The 15,152-nt window shown below is 69.1% G+C and carries 10 protein-coding genes; 7 read left to right on the plus strand and 3 right to left on the minus strand.

Annotated features, from left to right (window positions below):
* The first annotated feature begins 33 nt into the window (after positions 1 to 33).
* The 4 genes from FF090_RS02100 (at position 34) to FF090_RS02115 (ending at position 4,690) form a co-directional block, all read left to right on the plus strand.
* On the plus strand, positions 34 to 1,044 hold the full coding sequence (locus FF090_RS02100; protein ID WP_138858261.1) for an SIS domain-containing protein: 1,011 nt from the start codon (positions 34 to 36) through the stop codon (positions 1,042 to 1,044).
* Entirely contained in the window at positions 1,044 to 2,534 is a 1,491-nt protein-coding gene (gene nagZ, locus FF090_RS02105; protein ID WP_138855154.1) for a beta-N-acetylhexosaminidase, read from the plus strand. Before FF090_RS02100 ends, nagZ begins: the two co-directional genes overlap by 1 nt.
* Positions 2,535 to 2,538: 4 nt before the next feature.
* The gene (locus tag FF090_RS02110) at positions 2,539 to 3,789 is read left to right on the plus strand and encodes an MFS transporter (protein WP_138855155.1); all 1,251 of its coding nucleotides are present in this window, start codon (positions 2,539 to 2,541) and stop codon (positions 3,787 to 3,789) included.
* A gap of 76 nt (positions 3,790 to 3,865) precedes the next feature.
* Positions 3,866 to 4,690: a glycoside hydrolase family 16 protein gene (locus tag FF090_RS02115; protein WP_138855156.1), complete on the plus strand. Its 825-nt coding sequence runs from the start codon at positions 3,866 to 3,868 to the stop codon at positions 4,688 to 4,690.
* Between the two features lie 11 nt (positions 4,691 to 4,701).
* Here the strand turns inward: FF090_RS02115 and FF090_RS02120 are convergent, their stop codons facing one another.
* Complete coding sequence (locus FF090_RS02120; RefSeq protein WP_175423472.1) at positions 4,702 to 5,877, minus strand: glycoside hydrolase family 18 protein; 1,176 nt, start codon at positions 5,875 to 5,877, stop codon at positions 4,702 to 4,704.
* A gap of 320 nt (positions 5,878 to 6,197) precedes the next feature.
* Between FF090_RS02120 and FF090_RS02125 the strand changes: the two genes are divergently transcribed.
* The 3 genes from FF090_RS02125 to FF090_RS02135 all read left to right on the plus strand — a co-directional run bounded on the left by FF090_RS02125 (position 6,198) and on the right by FF090_RS02135 (position 10,938).
* Positions 6,198 to 8,942 carry a TonB-dependent receptor gene (locus tag FF090_RS02125; protein WP_138855158.1) on the plus strand — a complete coding sequence of 915 codons (2,745 nt, stop codon included), beginning with the start codon at positions 6,198 to 6,200 and terminating at the stop codon, positions 8,940 to 8,942.
* A 68-nt stretch (positions 8,943 to 9,010) separates the two neighbouring features.
* The gene (locus FF090_RS02130) at positions 9,011 to 10,015 is read left to right on the plus strand and encodes a cupin-like domain-containing protein (RefSeq protein ID WP_138855159.1); all 1,005 of its coding nucleotides are present in this window, start codon (positions 9,011 to 9,013) and stop codon (positions 10,013 to 10,015) included.
* 11 nt (positions 10,016 to 10,026) lie between these two features.
* On the plus strand, positions 10,027 to 10,938 hold the full coding sequence (locus tag FF090_RS02135; protein ID WP_138855160.1) for a septal ring lytic transglycosylase RlpA family protein: 912 nt from the start codon (positions 10,027 to 10,029) through the stop codon (positions 10,936 to 10,938).
* Here FF090_RS02135 and FF090_RS02140 read toward each other — a convergent pair.
* On the minus strand, positions 10,935 to 11,669 hold the full coding sequence (locus FF090_RS02140; RefSeq protein WP_138855161.1) for a substrate-binding periplasmic protein: 735 nt from the start codon (positions 11,667 to 11,669) through the stop codon (positions 10,935 to 10,937). The two genes, FF090_RS02135 and FF090_RS02140, sit on opposite strands and share 4 nt — an antisense overlap.
* Before the next feature lie 35 nt (positions 11,670 to 11,704).
* The gene (locus FF090_RS02145) at positions 11,705 to 15,016 is read right to left on the minus strand and encodes a S41 family peptidase (RefSeq protein ID WP_138855162.1); all 3,312 of its coding nucleotides are present in this window, start codon (positions 15,014 to 15,016) and stop codon (positions 11,705 to 11,707) included.
* Positions 15,017 to 15,152: the final 136 nt, after the last annotated feature.

The raw sequence follows: 15,152 nt of genomic DNA on the forward strand, positions 1-15,152 counted from the left end.
CCCCTGAGCGCCACCCCACCCGCCCTCTCCAGGATGGCGCTGGAATGCCGTGCCGCCGCCGAGGTGGTGGCCGCCCAACTGGCCCAGGATGCCGAGGTCTACGCCGCCTTCACTCACAGCCTGCGGCAGCAGGCGCCGGCGGTCCTGGCCACGATTGCACGCGGCAGCTCGGACCATGCCGCGCATTACCTGGCCTATCTGGTGATGGCGCGGCTGGGGCTGCTGGTGGCTTCGCTGCCCATGTCCCTGGTGACGCTTTACCGCAGCCCCCTGCATTGCCGCGGCGTGGTCGGGCTGGCCTTTTCGCAAAGCGGGCAGAGCCCCGACCTGATCGCCCCGACCGACTATCTGCGCCAGGGCGGTGCGCGGACCGCGGCCTTTGTGAACGATGCGCAGTCACCGTTGGCGCGTGCGGCCGAGTTCGTGCTGCCGCTGCGCGCCGGCCCCGAGCTGAGCGTGGCCGCGACCAAGAGCTATATCGCCCAGCTCAGCGCCAGCGCGCGCCTGATGGCCGAGTGGCAGGATGACGCCGCGCTGCGCGCCGCCCTCCACGCCCTGCCCGAGGCCCTGGCACGCGCCGCGGGCCTGGACTGGGGGCGTGCTCTGCCTGCGCTGCAGGGCGTGGACCGGCTCTTCGTCATCGGCCGTGGTCCCAGCCTGGCCATTGCGGAGGAAGCGGCGCTGAAGTTCAAGGAGACCTGCGGCATCTCGGCCGAGGCCTTCTCGGGTGCCGAGGTGCAGCATGGGCCCATGGCCCTGGTGGGCCAGGGCTTTGCCACGCTGGTGTTCGCGCCACGCGGGCCGGCTCAGGCCCAGCTGGTGGAGTTGGCCGCCAATTTGCGCCAGCGCGGCGCCACGGTGCTGTTGGCCGCGCCGGCCGGCACCCCGGGTGCCGACCTGCCCCTGCACAGCACGGGGCACGAACACCTGGACCCGATTGCCGCCATCCAGAGCTTCTATCCGATGGTGGAGCAACTGGCGCGAGCGCGCGGCCTGGACCCCGACCAGCCGCCCCACCTCAGCAAGGTCACCCGGACCCAGTGATGCAACTCCATCAAGCCCAAGCTCTGGCGGCCCGCCTGGTGATGGTGGACCTGCCCGGCACCGAGTTGGACCCGGACAGCCTGGCCCTGCTGCAGCGCTACCCCAGCCTGCGGGCCGTCTGCCTGTTTCGCAAGAACTTGGCGGGCTTCGAGGGCACGCGCGCGCTCTGCCGTGCGCTGCAGCAGCGCGTCAGCGCGCCGGCCCTGATTGCCATCGACCAAGAGGGCGGTGCGGTGTCGCGCGCCACCTTTGTGCCGGTGGCCCCCTCGGCCATGGCCCTGGGGGCGGTGGACGACCTGGCGCTGACCGAACAGATCGGAGCCGCGGTGGCGCGCGGCCTGCGCGGCATGGGCATCAACTGGAACTTCGCGCCGGTGCTGGACGTCAACAACAACCCGGCCAATCCGGTGATCGGCGAGCGCAGCTTTTCCGAGCGGCCCGAGGACGTGGCGCGTCTGGCCGGGGCCTGGATGCGCGGCAGCCTGGGCGAGGGTGTGGCCTGCTGTGTCAAGCACTTTCCGGGTCATGGCGATACGCACGAGGACTCGCACCACGCACTGCCGCAGGTGGACAAGAGCCTGGCCGAGCTGGAGGCGTTGGAGCTGATCCCTTTCCGACGCCTGGCAAGCCAAGCGCCGGCGTTGATGACGGCCCATATCGTCTATCCGCAGCTGGACCCCGAGCTGCCGGCCACGCTCTCGCCCTTCTTCCTGACCGAGCTGCTGCGTCAGCGCATCGGCTTTCAGGGTGTGGTCATCACCGACGCCTTGATGATGCAGGCCATCAAGGCACGCTGGGGCCATGCGCGTTCGGCCGTGCTGGCCCTGCAGGCCGGGGCCGATATGGTGCTGGCGCAGGGCTCGGTGGACGAGCAATGCGCGGCCATCGAGGCCATTGCCCAGGCCTTGATGCAGGGGCAGTTGTCGCAGGTGGCGGCCGAGCGCAGCGCGGCCCGCATCGATGCGCTGGCCTTGCGCTTCCCGGTGAGGGAGCAGGCGTACGCGGCGTCCGCTCAGCGCGCCGATCAAACCCTGATGGACACGGCCTGCGCGCGGGCGCTCACGGCCCTGCGCGGTGCGCAGGCGCCGCAAGGTCCGCTGCGGGTCATCACCCAGCGTGCGGTGCTCAGCGATGGCGTCAGCGAGGCCGGCCTGGACGCCGAGCAGGTGATGGCCCTGTGGCCGCAGCGGGCCGACATCGAATGGCGGGTGGTGGACGATCTGCAGGCCTTGCGCGCCGAAGACATTCCCCGCGATGGCCGCTGCAATGTGCTGGTCAGCAACCACCGCGCCCGCTTTGGCGCGGCGGCCTCAAGCTGGCCGATTGATTTGCATCTGGCGCTCTGGAACCCCTTCCAGTCGCTGGACTTGAATGTGCCCACTGTGCTGAGCTGGGGCTACGACGCGCCGATGCGCGCCGCCCTGCGGGCCTGGCTGGCCGGTGATCTGCAAGCCCAGGGGCGAGCGCCCGTGGAAGCGCTGGGAGCGTGATGCCATGAACCCGATCCGCTGGGTGCCCAGCCTCTACTTCGTGCAGGGCCTGCAGTTCTTCGTCGTCATGTTGATTGCCGGCCTGATGTACAAGAACATGGGCGTGGACAACGCCACCATCGCGCGCTGGACCGGCCTGCTGGGCCTGGCCTGGGCCCTGAAGCCGCTGTGGAGCCCGTTGATCGAGCTGGTGGCCAGCAAGAAGCGTGTGGTGGTGGTGGCGCAGTTCACCGGCGCGCTGGGTCTGGGCCTGATGGCCCTGGCCTTGCAGGCGCCGGCCTGGTTTGCGCTGTCCATCGCGGTCTTCTTCGTGCTGGCCTATGCCAGCGCCACCCACGACATCGCCTGCGACGGGCTCTACATGGCCTCGCTGGATGCCAAGCAGCAGGCCGCCTATGCCGGCTGGCAGGGTGCCTTCTTCAATGCCAGCAAATTCCTGACCCTGGGCGGCCTGCTGATCCTGGCCGGCTGGCTGGAGCGCCGCCAGGGGGTGATGAACGCCTGGTCCCTGATCTTCCTGATGCTGGCTGTGCTGCTGGCTGCGCTGGCGGCCTGGAATGCCAGGGTGCTGCCCCCAGCCCTGGGCCAGCCCCCGGCGCGCGCCGAGCTCTGGGCCAACTTCATGGAGGTGTTGCTGGACTTCTTGAAGAAGCCCGGCATCGGCCAAGCCTTCCTGTTCATCGTGCTGTTCCGCTTTGCCGAAGGGCAGGTGCAGACCATCGGTCCGCTGTTCCTGATCGAGGCGCGCGACAAGGGCGGCCTGGGCCTGACGACCGAGCAGGTCGGTGGCATCTATGGCACGGTGGGAACGGCGGCCTTCCTGGTGGGTTCCATCCTGGGCGGCTACTTCACCGCGGCGCTGGGCTTGCGCCGCGCGATGCCCGTCTTGCTGCTGGCCATGATGCTGCCCAACGCGGTCTTCTATGGCCTGGCGCGGCTGCTGCCCAGCGATCTCTGGTCCATCAGCGCGGCCATCACGGTCGAGATGGCCGGCTATGGCTTCGGCTTCGTCGGCATGATCCTCTACATCATGCAGGTGGTGGCCCCGGGCCGCTTCAACACCGCGCATTACGCGCTGGGCAGCGGGGTGATGCAGCTGGGCTTCATCTTCAGCAAGACCTTGAGCGGTGACATCCAGCAGGCCCTGGGCTACCAGGCCTTTTTTGCCTGGACGCTGTGGGCGGGTCTGCCGGCCTTGTTGCTGTGGATCTGGGTGCGGCGCAGCGCGCCGGCGCCCGCGGCGCAGCCTGCATGAGCATGCCGGGTGGCTCCCAAGTGCGAATCCCGAAGCGCTTTGCGCGGAGGGTAGTTCCCTGACCGCCCTGGCCCTGGTGGCCGCGCTGTTCTTTGACGACTTCTCGCAGCCCGACCGCGCGGCGCTGCAGCGCCAGGGCTGGACCTTGCGCGAACAGGCCGGTCACCCGGGCCCGCCCGGTGCGCGCTGGGCCACCGAGGGGCTGGTGCTGCAGGACGACCCCGAGCGCCCCGGCAACCGCCTGCTGCGCCTGCATGCGCACAGCGACGGCACGGCCGCCGGCACGGTGCAGAGTCAGCTCTGCCGACCGCAGCAGTTTCTGTGGGGCAGCACGGCCGCGCGCGTCCGCTTCTCGCCCCGCGTGGCCGCTGGCGTGCCGCGGGTGCAGGCCTTCTTTCAGGTGAGCCCGCTGCGCTTTGACTACGACCCGCTGTTCAGCGAGTTGGATTGGGAGTACCTGCCCAATGGCGGCTGGGGGGCGCCGGGTGCGCGCCTCTTTGCAGTGGCCTGGCAGACCGTGCGCCTGGAGCCCTGGGACGCCCACAACCAGGCGCATGAGGAGCCGCTCGATCTGAGCGGGCGCTGGGTGCAGCTCACGGTGCAGACCGACGCCGAGGGCAGCCGCTGGTTTCTGGATGGGCAGGCTCTGGCACGCCACGGCGGGCGCACGGTGCCGCGCCAGCCCATGGCGCTGGCCTTCAGCCACTGGATCAGCCCGGGGGGCCTGCTGCCCACGCCGCAGGCGTCCGATGCCGCCTTTGAGGTGGACTGGGTGATCCATGTGGCCGACGTCCGCCGCAGTCCGGCCGAGTTGGCGGCTCAAGTGGCCGAGCTGCGGGCCCAAGGGGTGGCGCAGCGCGACAGCCTGCCGCCAGGCCCCGCGCCGGCTTGCAATTTCTGATCAGGGTTTGATCAAGGCTGTAGGGCCTGCAGCAGCTGCCCGTCGTCCTGGCTCCACTCCCAGGCGAACACGCCGCCCAGCCCTTGCGCGCGCGCCCATTGCGTCTTGGCGCGCAAGGTGGCGGGGCTTTCATAACTGACCCAGAGCCGGCGGCCGGGGTGCCAGAGGAAGTCGGCGGCGCGACGGTGGTCGTGGCGGCGCTGAAAGCCGCTGGCCGGGGACAGGCAGCAGCGCTGTAGCTCGCGCCAGCCTGGGCTTCCCTCCGGGTGCAGGCCAATGGCCGCGCTCTGGGCCTGCGCGCCGGCCTGGGGCTGCGCCACGCCTTGCCAGGCGCGCGCATAAAAGGCCGCACCCGCCATCAGCTTGGCGGCCGGCACGCCGGCCTCGCGCAGGCTGCGCACCGACTCCTCCAGGCTGTCATCCTGCGCCGGGGTGCCAGCCCGCAGGGCCGCGTGGTGGCCGGTGTGCGGGTTCCAGCCACCGTGGTAGTCGTAGCTCATCATGAAGATGCGGTCCAGCAGCGGCGCCATGGCGGGCCAGTCCAGGCGCTGCAGCACCGGGCGGGTCACGTTGACGGCGATGCTGAGTCGGTAGCGCCGGCCGGCCTGTTCGCCCAAGGCATCGAGCGCGCTGCGCAGTTCGCGCAGCAGGGCCAGGTAGTTGGCGCCATCGTCCGGGCTGCCCAGCTGGACGCCATTGGCGGCGCCGTTGTGGCCAGGGTGCTCCCAGTCCAGGTCGATGCCATCCACGGCGGAGTGCGCCAGCAGGAACTGGCGCACCGACTCGATGAACACGGCGCGATTCGCGGCACTGGCTGCCATTTCGAAGAAGCCGTCCGAGCCGCCCCAGCCGCCCACTGAGGCCAACACCTGCAGCGGGCCCTCCTGCTGCTTGCGCTTCAGCAGCGCCTGATTGAAGGCGCGCTCAGCCGCACCCTGGGTGAGGCTGTGTGCCGGGCGCTGCGCGCAAGCGGCGGAGTCCTTGGGCAATTGGCGCGGGCCGCACAGGCGCAAAAAGGCCAGCAGCACGGTGTCCACTTGCCCGCCGGGCAGGCGCTCCAGCTCGGCCAGGCCGGCCTCCATTGACACATAGAGCGCCCGCTCGAAGGCGGGCGCCGTGGCGCGTGCCGGCAGGGCCAGGTTCAGCGCCAGGGCGGCGCTCAGCACGGAGAGGAGCAAGGGTTTCATGGGGGGGAAGGCGATGGAGAGGACAGTTCGTGGCGGCAGCATAGCGACTGCAAGTCCAGTTGAATACCAAAAAACCACGACGGGGTTCTCTGGGGCGGCTTTTGGCCTTCTGGCTTGTCGGCTGATTGAGCGGTATTCGCTCTGTCGCTATCTATGGTGGCGGGTGAAATTTTGCGGTCCGGATGCGGGTAAGTACCGCATAAAAAGTGGTAGCAAAGTGGATTGCTAGTTGGCTATAGTGGACTGCATGTTGCATCGGGGTGACGCGCAATGACGCAAACCACCCTGCGTCCGGTCCATCGCCCATTCAGGAGCCGTTCATGATCCACCGTCCCTCCCCCATCGCCCTGGCCGCCAGCTTGTTGCTGGCCCACGGCGCCCTGCTGGCCCAAAGCGCGCCGGCCAAGAAAGATGACAAGAAGGAGGAGGCGGCGCAACTGGAGGCGGTGGTCGTCACCGGCATCCGCGCGGCGCAGCAGAAGTCGCTGACCCAGAAGCGCAATGCCCAGACCCATGTGGACGTCATCACCGCCGAGGACATCGGCAAGATGCCGGACAAGAACATCGCCGACTCGCTGCAGCGCGTGCCCGGTGTCACGATCAGTTCTGCCGGCGCCAACGAGGGCGGCTTTGACGAGAACGATCGCGTCAGCATGCGCGGCACCAGCCCCAGCCTGACCCAGACCCTGATCAATGGTCACAACGTCGCCAGCGGCGACTGGTTCGTGCTGAACCAGACCACCAATGCCGGTCGCAGCGTCAGCTACAGCCTGCTGCCCTCGGAGATCGTGGGTTCGGTGGTGGTGCACAAGACCTCCGAGGCCAGCCTGGTCGAGGGCGGCCTGACGGGCTCGGTCAATGTGATCACCCGCAAGCCGCTGGACTTCAAGCACTCGCTGACGGCCGAGGCCCAGCTGGGAGCGGTCTATGCCGACCTGCCCGGCAAGACCGATCCGCAGCTCAGCGCCCTGTTCAACTTCAAGAACGACAGCAACACCCTGGGCCTGATGCTGCAGGTGTTCCAGGAAAAGCGCCATCTGCGCCGCGAGGGTGTTGAGATCCTGGGCTACAACCAGATCGCCGCCGGCAGCAAGGTGGCGCTTTCCAACCCCGATCTGGCCGGCGTCTGGTACCCACGCTCGATTGGTGCGGCCCTGTTCGAGCAGGAGCGCGAGCGCAGCGGCGGCCTGCTGGAAGTGCAGTTCAAGCCCAGCGCCACCACCTCGTTGTCGCTCACGGGCTTCAGCTCCACGCTCAAGGCCTCGAACTACAACCGCAACTACCTGCTGCACGCGCCCTTCTTCCTCAATGAGGGCAAGGGCCAGGCGCCAGATGCCGGCTACGTGGTGCGCAACAACACCCTGGTGCAGGCTAGCTTCAGCGACAAAGGCGGCTTCTACGGCACCTACGACATGATTTCCCGCCCCGGCGCCAAGGCCAAGACGGACTTCGTGGCCTTCGAGGGCAAGTTCCAGCCCACCGAGGCGTTGAGCGTTGTCACCAGGGCCGGCGTCTCCAACGGCGTCGGCACCACGCCCACGCAGGATGTGATGCCCTTTGACCAGAAGGGGGGCGGCTCCTGGAAGCTCAATGGCATCAACAGCGCGCCGGACTTCTCCATCGGCACGCCGGCCAACACCAATGCCAACTCGGTGCTGGATTGGGTCTGGGGCGGTCAGAACGTCAAGGTGGACGACAAGGAGCAATGGGCGCAGATCGATGCCGCCTATGCCTTCGAGGGCGGCTTCCTGAAGGAACTGAAGTTCGGTCTGCGCGGCGCCAAGCACGAGCGTTCGTCGGCCAATGTGATTGCCCAGGGGCCGAAGTGCTCGGACGGCAGCGGCTTCACCTGGGGCGCGAACTGGTGCTCCAGCGCCGCCATCTCGCCCGAGGCGCCGGGCAACAGCATCCTGCCCTTCCAGCTCTATCCGGCCAATTTCGGCAGCGGGCTGGGTGGCACCTTCCCGCGCAACGTCTGGTACTACACGCCCGAGCAGCTGGCGGCCTTCAACAACAAGTTCGGCAACCGCGATCCGATCTCGCGCCGCTACTTCGACTGGGAGTACGCGCTGGAAGAGAAGAACAGCGCCGGCTATGCCCAGCTGGACTTTGAGTCGGGCGCCCTGAGCGGCAATATGGGCCTGCGCCTGGTGCGCACCGAGCAGCAGACCCTGCAGTACCTGCCGGCCATCGATGGCGCGGGTGATGTGTCCTCGGCCTTTGGTGCCTATGACCGCCATATCGCGACCCGCAGCTTCACCGATGCCCTGCCCAGCCTGAACCTGCGCTACAACCTGAACCGCGAGATGGTGCTGCGCGGCGCCATCACCCGCACCCTGACCCGCCCCGACTACTCGGCCCTGGCCGGCGCCACCAGCATCAGCCCGGTGGCCAAGCCGGGTGACATCGGCTCGGGCAGCGGCCCCAATGGCGAACTCAAGCCGGTGCGCTCGACCAACTTCGATCTCGCCTTCGAGTACTACCACGCGCCCCGTGCCATGGTGGGCGCCAGCGCCTTCTACATGGACCTGAGCAGCCTGATCACCCTGGGCCAGGTGACGCGCCGCTACCTGACCACCAATGCCCAGTTCCCGCAGGGTTTCCAAGCCGACTATGTGTTGACCACCCCGGTCAATGGTCAGGGCAAGGTCAAGGGCCTGGAGCTGAGCCTGGAGCAGCCGCTGGGGGCCTACTTCGGCGTGAGCGCGAACTACACCTACACCGACGCCAAGGAAGACGGCAACAAGCCCATGCTCGGCGCCTCGCGCAACGCCTACACCCTGGGCGCTTACTACGAGGATGACAGCTGGAACGCGCGCCTGACCTACACCTACCGCTCGTCCTTCTACAGCGGGCTGGACCGCGCCACCGCCTTCTCGCAGGACGCCACGGGCTCGTTGTCGGCCTCGCTGGGTTACAAGATCAACGACAAGCTCAGCCTGGCGCTGGATGCTCGCAACCTGAACAACCCCAAGCTGGCCTACTTTGCGCTGAACCAGGACCAGCCGCGTTCGATCTACCAGAACGGCCGGCAGTTCTACCTGACCCTGCGCGCCAAGCTCTGAGCCCCTGGCTCTGAACCCACCGGGGCGGGCGCCGCAAGGCCCCGCCCTTTTTCGTTTTGGAGAGCCCGATGAAGCCGGTGCGCGAATGTCGACTGCGGCTCGATGACCTGACAACCTGGCAGGAAATCCAGCAGGCCGGCGAACCGGTGCTGCTGCGCGGCCTGGTGGCGCACTGGCCGCTGGCGCGCTGCCCGGACGCCCTGACCCTGGCGCAGACCTTGGCCGCCGCCGACACGGGACAGGCGGTGGATGCCGTGCTGATGCCGCCCGAGGTCGACGGCGCGCTGGGCTATGGGCCGGGGCTGCAGGGCTTCAACTTCGTGCGCAACCGGCTGCCGCTCAGCCAGGTGCTGGAGCAGGTGCTGCGCTATGCCCGTTTTGATCGGGCGCCGGCCGTGGCCGTGCAGTCGGCGCCGCTGGCGGACTGCCTGCCTGACCTGCTGCCGCAATGCCGTCTGCCGCTGCTGCACACCGACATCGCACCGCGCCTGTGGGTGGGCACGGCGATGTGCACGCCGGCGCACTTCGACGAGTCGCGCAATCTGGCCTGCGTGGTGGCCGGGCGACGTGTGTTCCGGCTGCTGCCGCCGGAGCAGGTGGTGAACTTGAGCGTCGGCCCGCTGGATGGCGCGCCCACGGGCACGCCCATCAGCCTGGCGTCCTTGCGCCGCCCCGATCGGGCGTGCTTCCCCGCCCTGGACCAAGCCCTGCAGCAACTGCAGGTGGCCGAGTTGGGGCCAGGCGATGCGCTCTATCTGCCGCCGCTCTGGTGGCATGAGGTGGAGTCGCTGGACCGCTTCAATCTGATGCTCAACCACTGGTGGCACGGCGATGCCCTGGCACCCGAGGCCCATCCGGTGAGCGGCTTGCAGGCCCTGTGGACGGCGGCGCTGAGCTTTCGTCATCTGCCCGAGGCCCAGCGCCAGCAGTGGCAGCAACTGTTCGCACACTTCGTCTTCGGTCCCACCGACGCGGCGGTGGCCCATATCCCGGAAGGGCAGCGTGGGCTGCTGGAGGTCGGTGAGGGGGCCGAGCGCCGCCGTCGACTGCGGGAACTCGCGCGAGGCTGGTAGCCTCGCGCGCCATGCGCTGTCTTGCCCTTCTCGCCCTCCTGTTGCTGGCCCTGTTGCAGGGTTGCGCCACGCGCAGCCCCAGCCCTGGGTCTGAGCGCGACGGCCCCGAGGCCAGCCCGCCGCGCTACCTGGACCAGGTGCCCGACGCCGTGCCGCGTGTCGAGCCCATTCGCCTGGGCGGTCCCAACAAGCCCTATGAGGTGCTGGGCGAGCGCTATGTGCCCCTGCTGGAAGACCTGCCCTACGAGGAGCAGGGCCTGGCCAGCTGGTATGGCAAGAAGTTCCACGGTCGGCGCACCGCCAGCGGCGAGACTTACAACATGTACGCCATGTCGGCGGCCCACCCGCGCTGGCCGCTGCCCAGCTATGCCCGGGTGCGCAACCCGGCCAATGGACGCGAGGTGATCGTGCGCGTCAACGACCGCGGCCCCTTTCATCGCGGGCGGGTGATCGACCTGAGCTACACCGCCGCCCTCAAGCTGGATCTGCTGCGCGGCGTGGCGCCGGTGGAGATTCGGCGCTTGAGCTTTGACGAAATCCGTGCCGGGCGCTGGTCCCGCCCCGAGACCGATCCCGTGCTGGCCGCCCCAGCCGATGCGGCTGCCGCCCCACCTGCGCCCACGACCGAGGATTTGCGCGATCCAGAATCCAAGCCCCTGGCCGAGGCCGCCCCCGAGGTGCGCGCCGCCAGCCGTGGCCTGTGGCTGCAGCTTGGGGCCTTCCGCCAGCTGGAGGGTGTGCTGGCGCTCAAGGAGAAGATCCAAACTCGCTGGCCCGAGCTGGCGCCGCTGCTGACCAGCTACCGCGACCGCGGCCTGAACCGCCTGCAACTGGGTCCCTTTGAGACCCGCGAGCAAGCTGAGGCGCAGGCCCAGGCCTTGCGCGAGGCTGGCTACAGCCCGCTGTTGGTGCGTCGGCCTTAGGGCGTGAGCTGCGCCTGCACGATGGCTTCCAGCTGCCCGGCGTCGCGCAGCTTTTGCAGGCCCTGATCCAGGCGTTGCAGCGCGGCGCCAAAAGTCGGCCTGGGCGGGCAGATCACATGCGTGCTGTTGCGCGACAAAGTGCCGCGCACAGCCAATGGCCGCCGCACCCGACGCGACTCGACAACGGCGCTGTCGCCGTCGGTCAGCACCACATCGAACTTGCCGGCTTCCAGCGCCAGAAATAGGCGGTTGCCAAAGGTCATGCGGGTGATCTGATAGCCCGGTTGGGCCAGCACCCGATCCAGTTCTTCGCCATAGCTCCAGCCCCGGTGCAGGCCGATGCGCAGGGGCTTGAGGTCCTCCGCCTTGCGCAGTTCGCGGCTCGGTGCATCGGCGGTCATCACGGCCACCACGCGCTCTTCCCAGAACGCCGCGCTGAACTGGTAGCGCGCCAGCCGTTCGGCATTGGCATAGGCCCCACCCACGCAGGATTTGCCCTCGGCCAACGCCGCCATTGCGCGCGGCCAGGGCATGCCCTGCAATTGCACTGCCAACCCGCTCGCCTGGGCCGCAGCGTTCACCAGCGCCGGATGAATGCCCCGCACCTGCCGCCCCTCGCCCCACATGGCCGGCGGGTTGCCGGAGTCAAAGGCGATGGGCAGGGGCGAATCCGCCTGTGCCGCCAGGGGCAATGCGGCAAGCAGCAGGCCAAGCAATCGAATCTGGGGCATGAGGCCACAAGGATAGTCGGCCCTTAAGTCGTTGCTCAGCGCGGCCTCGGATAAGCCTTCACCCGCGGGGTGCGCGCCTCCAGGCCCCGCGCTTGCGCGGGTAGTTGCTTGAGCAGCTGCTGCACCGCAGCCTCCAGCTGCGCGTCCTGGCCCTGGGCGGTGGCGCGTGGCGGGTTGTCCACTTCGATGTCGGGCCGCACGCCCTGGCCCTCGATCAGCACCTGGCCGCTGGCATCCACTTGGGCCAGTTCGGCGGCACGCACGATGCCGTTGTCCATCAGGCGGTTGCGGTCGCTCAAGAACACCCCGGCGCCGCTGGTGGTCTTGCCGATCACCGGGCCCAGGCCCAGACGGCGGAAGCCCTCGGCCACGGTCTCGCCGTCGCTGTAGCTGTTCTCGTTGATCAGCAGGGCCAGCTTGCCGTCAAAGGCCTGCTGCATATTGCTGTAGCGCGGCCCATTCACCGGGTGGCGCGGCTGCCACCAGGCCCAGCTCTTGCGCAGCAGGCGGTCCAGCACCCAGCTGTCGACGTTGCCGCCGTTGTTGAAGCGCACATCCAGCACCAGGGCCTCCTTGTCCAACTGGGCATAGAACTCGCGCGCAAAGTCGGCGATGTCCTGCGGGCCCATGGCGCGCAGATGCAGGTAGCCGATGCGCCCGCCCGAGAGCTGGGCCACTTTCTCGGCGCGGCCCAGGCGCCAATCCTGGTAGCGCAGCGCGGCCTCGCGGCGTGCATCCACCGGGGTGACGATGAGGCTGCGCGCACCCGTGCCGTCGGCGCGCTGCAGCTCCAGGCGCAGTTGCTTGCCGGCCTGGCCTTGAAGCAAGGCCTGCCCTGCGGCGCCCACCCAGGCGCGGCCGTTCACGGCGGTGATCACATCGCCCTCGCGCACGTCCAGCCCCGGGGCCTGCAGCGGCCCGCGCTCGCTCACCAGCTCGGCCTCGCTGCGGTAGAGGCGCGCAATGCGCGCGCCCTTGGCGTGGGGCTCCAGGTGCGCGCCCAGGCCGGCCAGGGCCGGAGCCTCCTCGGCCAGCGGGGGCAGGTCACCCGCGCCCACCTGGCTGTGCAGCAGGCTCAGGTCCGAAGCCATCATGCCCATCAGTTCGGCCAACTCCAGGCGGTCGCCCACACGGGGTAGCAGGGCGGCATGGCGTGCGCGGCTGGCGGCCCAGTCGATGCCGTGCAGCTGGGCGTCGTAGAAGTAGTCGCGCTGCATGCGCCAGGCGTCGTCGAACAGCTGCTGCCATTCCTGGCGCGGGTTCACAGGCAGTTGCCAGTCGGCCCAGCGCAGCGCGAATTTGCCCGTGTCGGCCGGGGGCTTGGGCGCGGCGTCCAACAGCAGGATCTCGCCGGCCTGCCCCGGCGCGGCGTCGCGTTGCAGCAGCAGGGTCTTGCCGTTGGCGCTGAGCTGGAAGCGCCGCACCTTGTCGCTGTGGGTCTCGGCCATGGCGCCGGCTTCCAGCGCCAGGCTCTTGAGCGCACCGGGGCCACCATCGGCCTCGATCCACCACAGGCGCTTGGCGTCCGCTTCCAGGCTGCGGTAGCGGCCGGCCGGCAGGGGCAACTCGAACAGGCGCTCGGCCAGACCCGCGCGATCGATGCGCGGGAGTGCAGGCTTGGCGTCCTTTTTCTCTTCCTTCTTGTCGTCTTTCTTGGCTTCGGGCTTGGCCGGCGGCGGCAACTCGTCCTTGGCAGCAAAGGGCGAGCGCAGCCCGCTCTGCAAGGCCAGCGCATAGACCTTGGTGCCGGGCTCGAAGGCCGGGCCCATGTCGCGCTCGGCCCAGACGCTGGCGCCGGCCTGCAGCTGGAAGTGGCGGCGCGAGGCGAAGTAAAGCCACTGGCCATCCGGGCTGAAGGCCGGGGCGCTGCTGTTGTACTTGGCCTGGGTCAGCGCGCGCTTGTCGCCGTCCGCCAGGGTGTAGAGCCAGACCTGGCTGCGGTCGTTGCGGCCTTCGGGGCGGCGCACATAGGCCAGGGCCTGGCCGTCCGGGTGCCAGGCGAACTCGACGCCCTGGTCATCGGGCAGTTGGTCGATTTGCTTGGTGGCCGGGCCGCCCTCGGCCTTCAGATCGGTCAGGTAGACCGCCCCGCTCAAATCGGCGTGCACCAGATGCCGACCATCGGGCGCCACGCTCAGATCGGTGCGCAGCACCTTGGCGCCGCGCGTGATGGGCTTGGGCGCCTTCAGGCCCAGCGCATCGAACTGCCAGAGCTCGACCTCACCGCTCAGGTCACACAGTGCGAACACCGACTGGCTGTCGCTGCTGAACGCGGCCTCGCGGCAGCGCTTGCCTTCGGGCATCTGCAACTCGGCGCGGCGCAGCGCTTGCACGCCTTGCGTGGCCAGGCGGCCGCGCACGCCGATGAGGGCACGCTCGCCGTTGGGCGCCAGCGCCAGCTCGCTCAGGAAGTTCTGCGGCTTTTGCACCCAGCGTGTGGCGCTGGCGGGTTGGTCGCCGGCCAGGGTGATGGGCAATATTGGGGCCTCGGCGTTCGCCGCGTTCAGGTCCACGCGCTGCAGGTCGGCGCCGCGCGCCAGCACCACGGTGCTGCCGCTGATCGAGGCCTGGCGCGCATCGAAGTCCTTGAAGCGGGTGTGCTGGCGCGCGTCGCGCCCGTCCAGCCCCACCGACCACACATTGAAGAAGCCATCGCGGTCGCTCAGAAAGGCCACGCGCGGCTGGCCCTGGGCATCGCGATAGGGCATGGGCCGGCGGTTGTTGGCGCGCGGGAAGTCGGCGCCCAGCAGCGGGCGGGCTTCGGTGCTGCCCTGCAGGTCCAGCACCCACAGGCTGGCCAGCGCCCCGCCGCGGTAGTTCTTGGCGTTGTCGCCGCGCAGGCCCTGGCGGGTGAAGAACAGGCGTGGGCCATCCAGGGCGGCGTCGTTGGCGTCGGCCACCGGCAGGGCCTGCAGCTGCTCACCCTTCAGCAAAAAGGGCTGGCTCAGCGGGCGGCCGTCTTCGGCCGGGGCGGTGATCAAGAGGCCGCCCTGGCCGTCATGGCCCCACACCCGCACCGTGGCATTGCCCAGCCAGGTGCGGCGCTGCGGAAAACCGCCGTCCAGGCTCAGGGTGTAAACGTCGCCCGCGCCCTCGTACTGCGCCACAAAGGCCACGGTCTTGCCATCGGGCAGCAGCGCGGGCGACTGCTCCAGCCCCGCATGGCTGGTCAGGCGCTGCGCCGCACCACCGCCCAGGCCGCTGCGCCACAGATCCCCCTGGCTGAGAAAAACCACCGTCTCGCCCTGCACGGTGGGCTGGCGGTAGAAGCCTTGGGGGTTGGCTTGAGCCGGGGCGCTGAGGCCCAGCAGGGCGATCAGGGGCAGCGGGCGCAGAACAGGGGGCATGGCGCGATCCAAGTCAGGGCAAAGGACGAGGGCGCGATTGTGGCCAGGGCGGGCCGGGGGGCTCGGGAGTCACAGCGGGTTCACCCCAGCCCTCGGATCTCACGGGCGAAACCCGCAACAAAAAAGCGGCCTGTAG

It is taken from the genome of Inhella inkyongensis, assembly GCF_005952805.1.
Classification (GTDB): Bacteria; Pseudomonadota; Gammaproteobacteria; order Burkholderiales; family Burkholderiaceae_C; genus Inhella; species Inhella inkyongensis.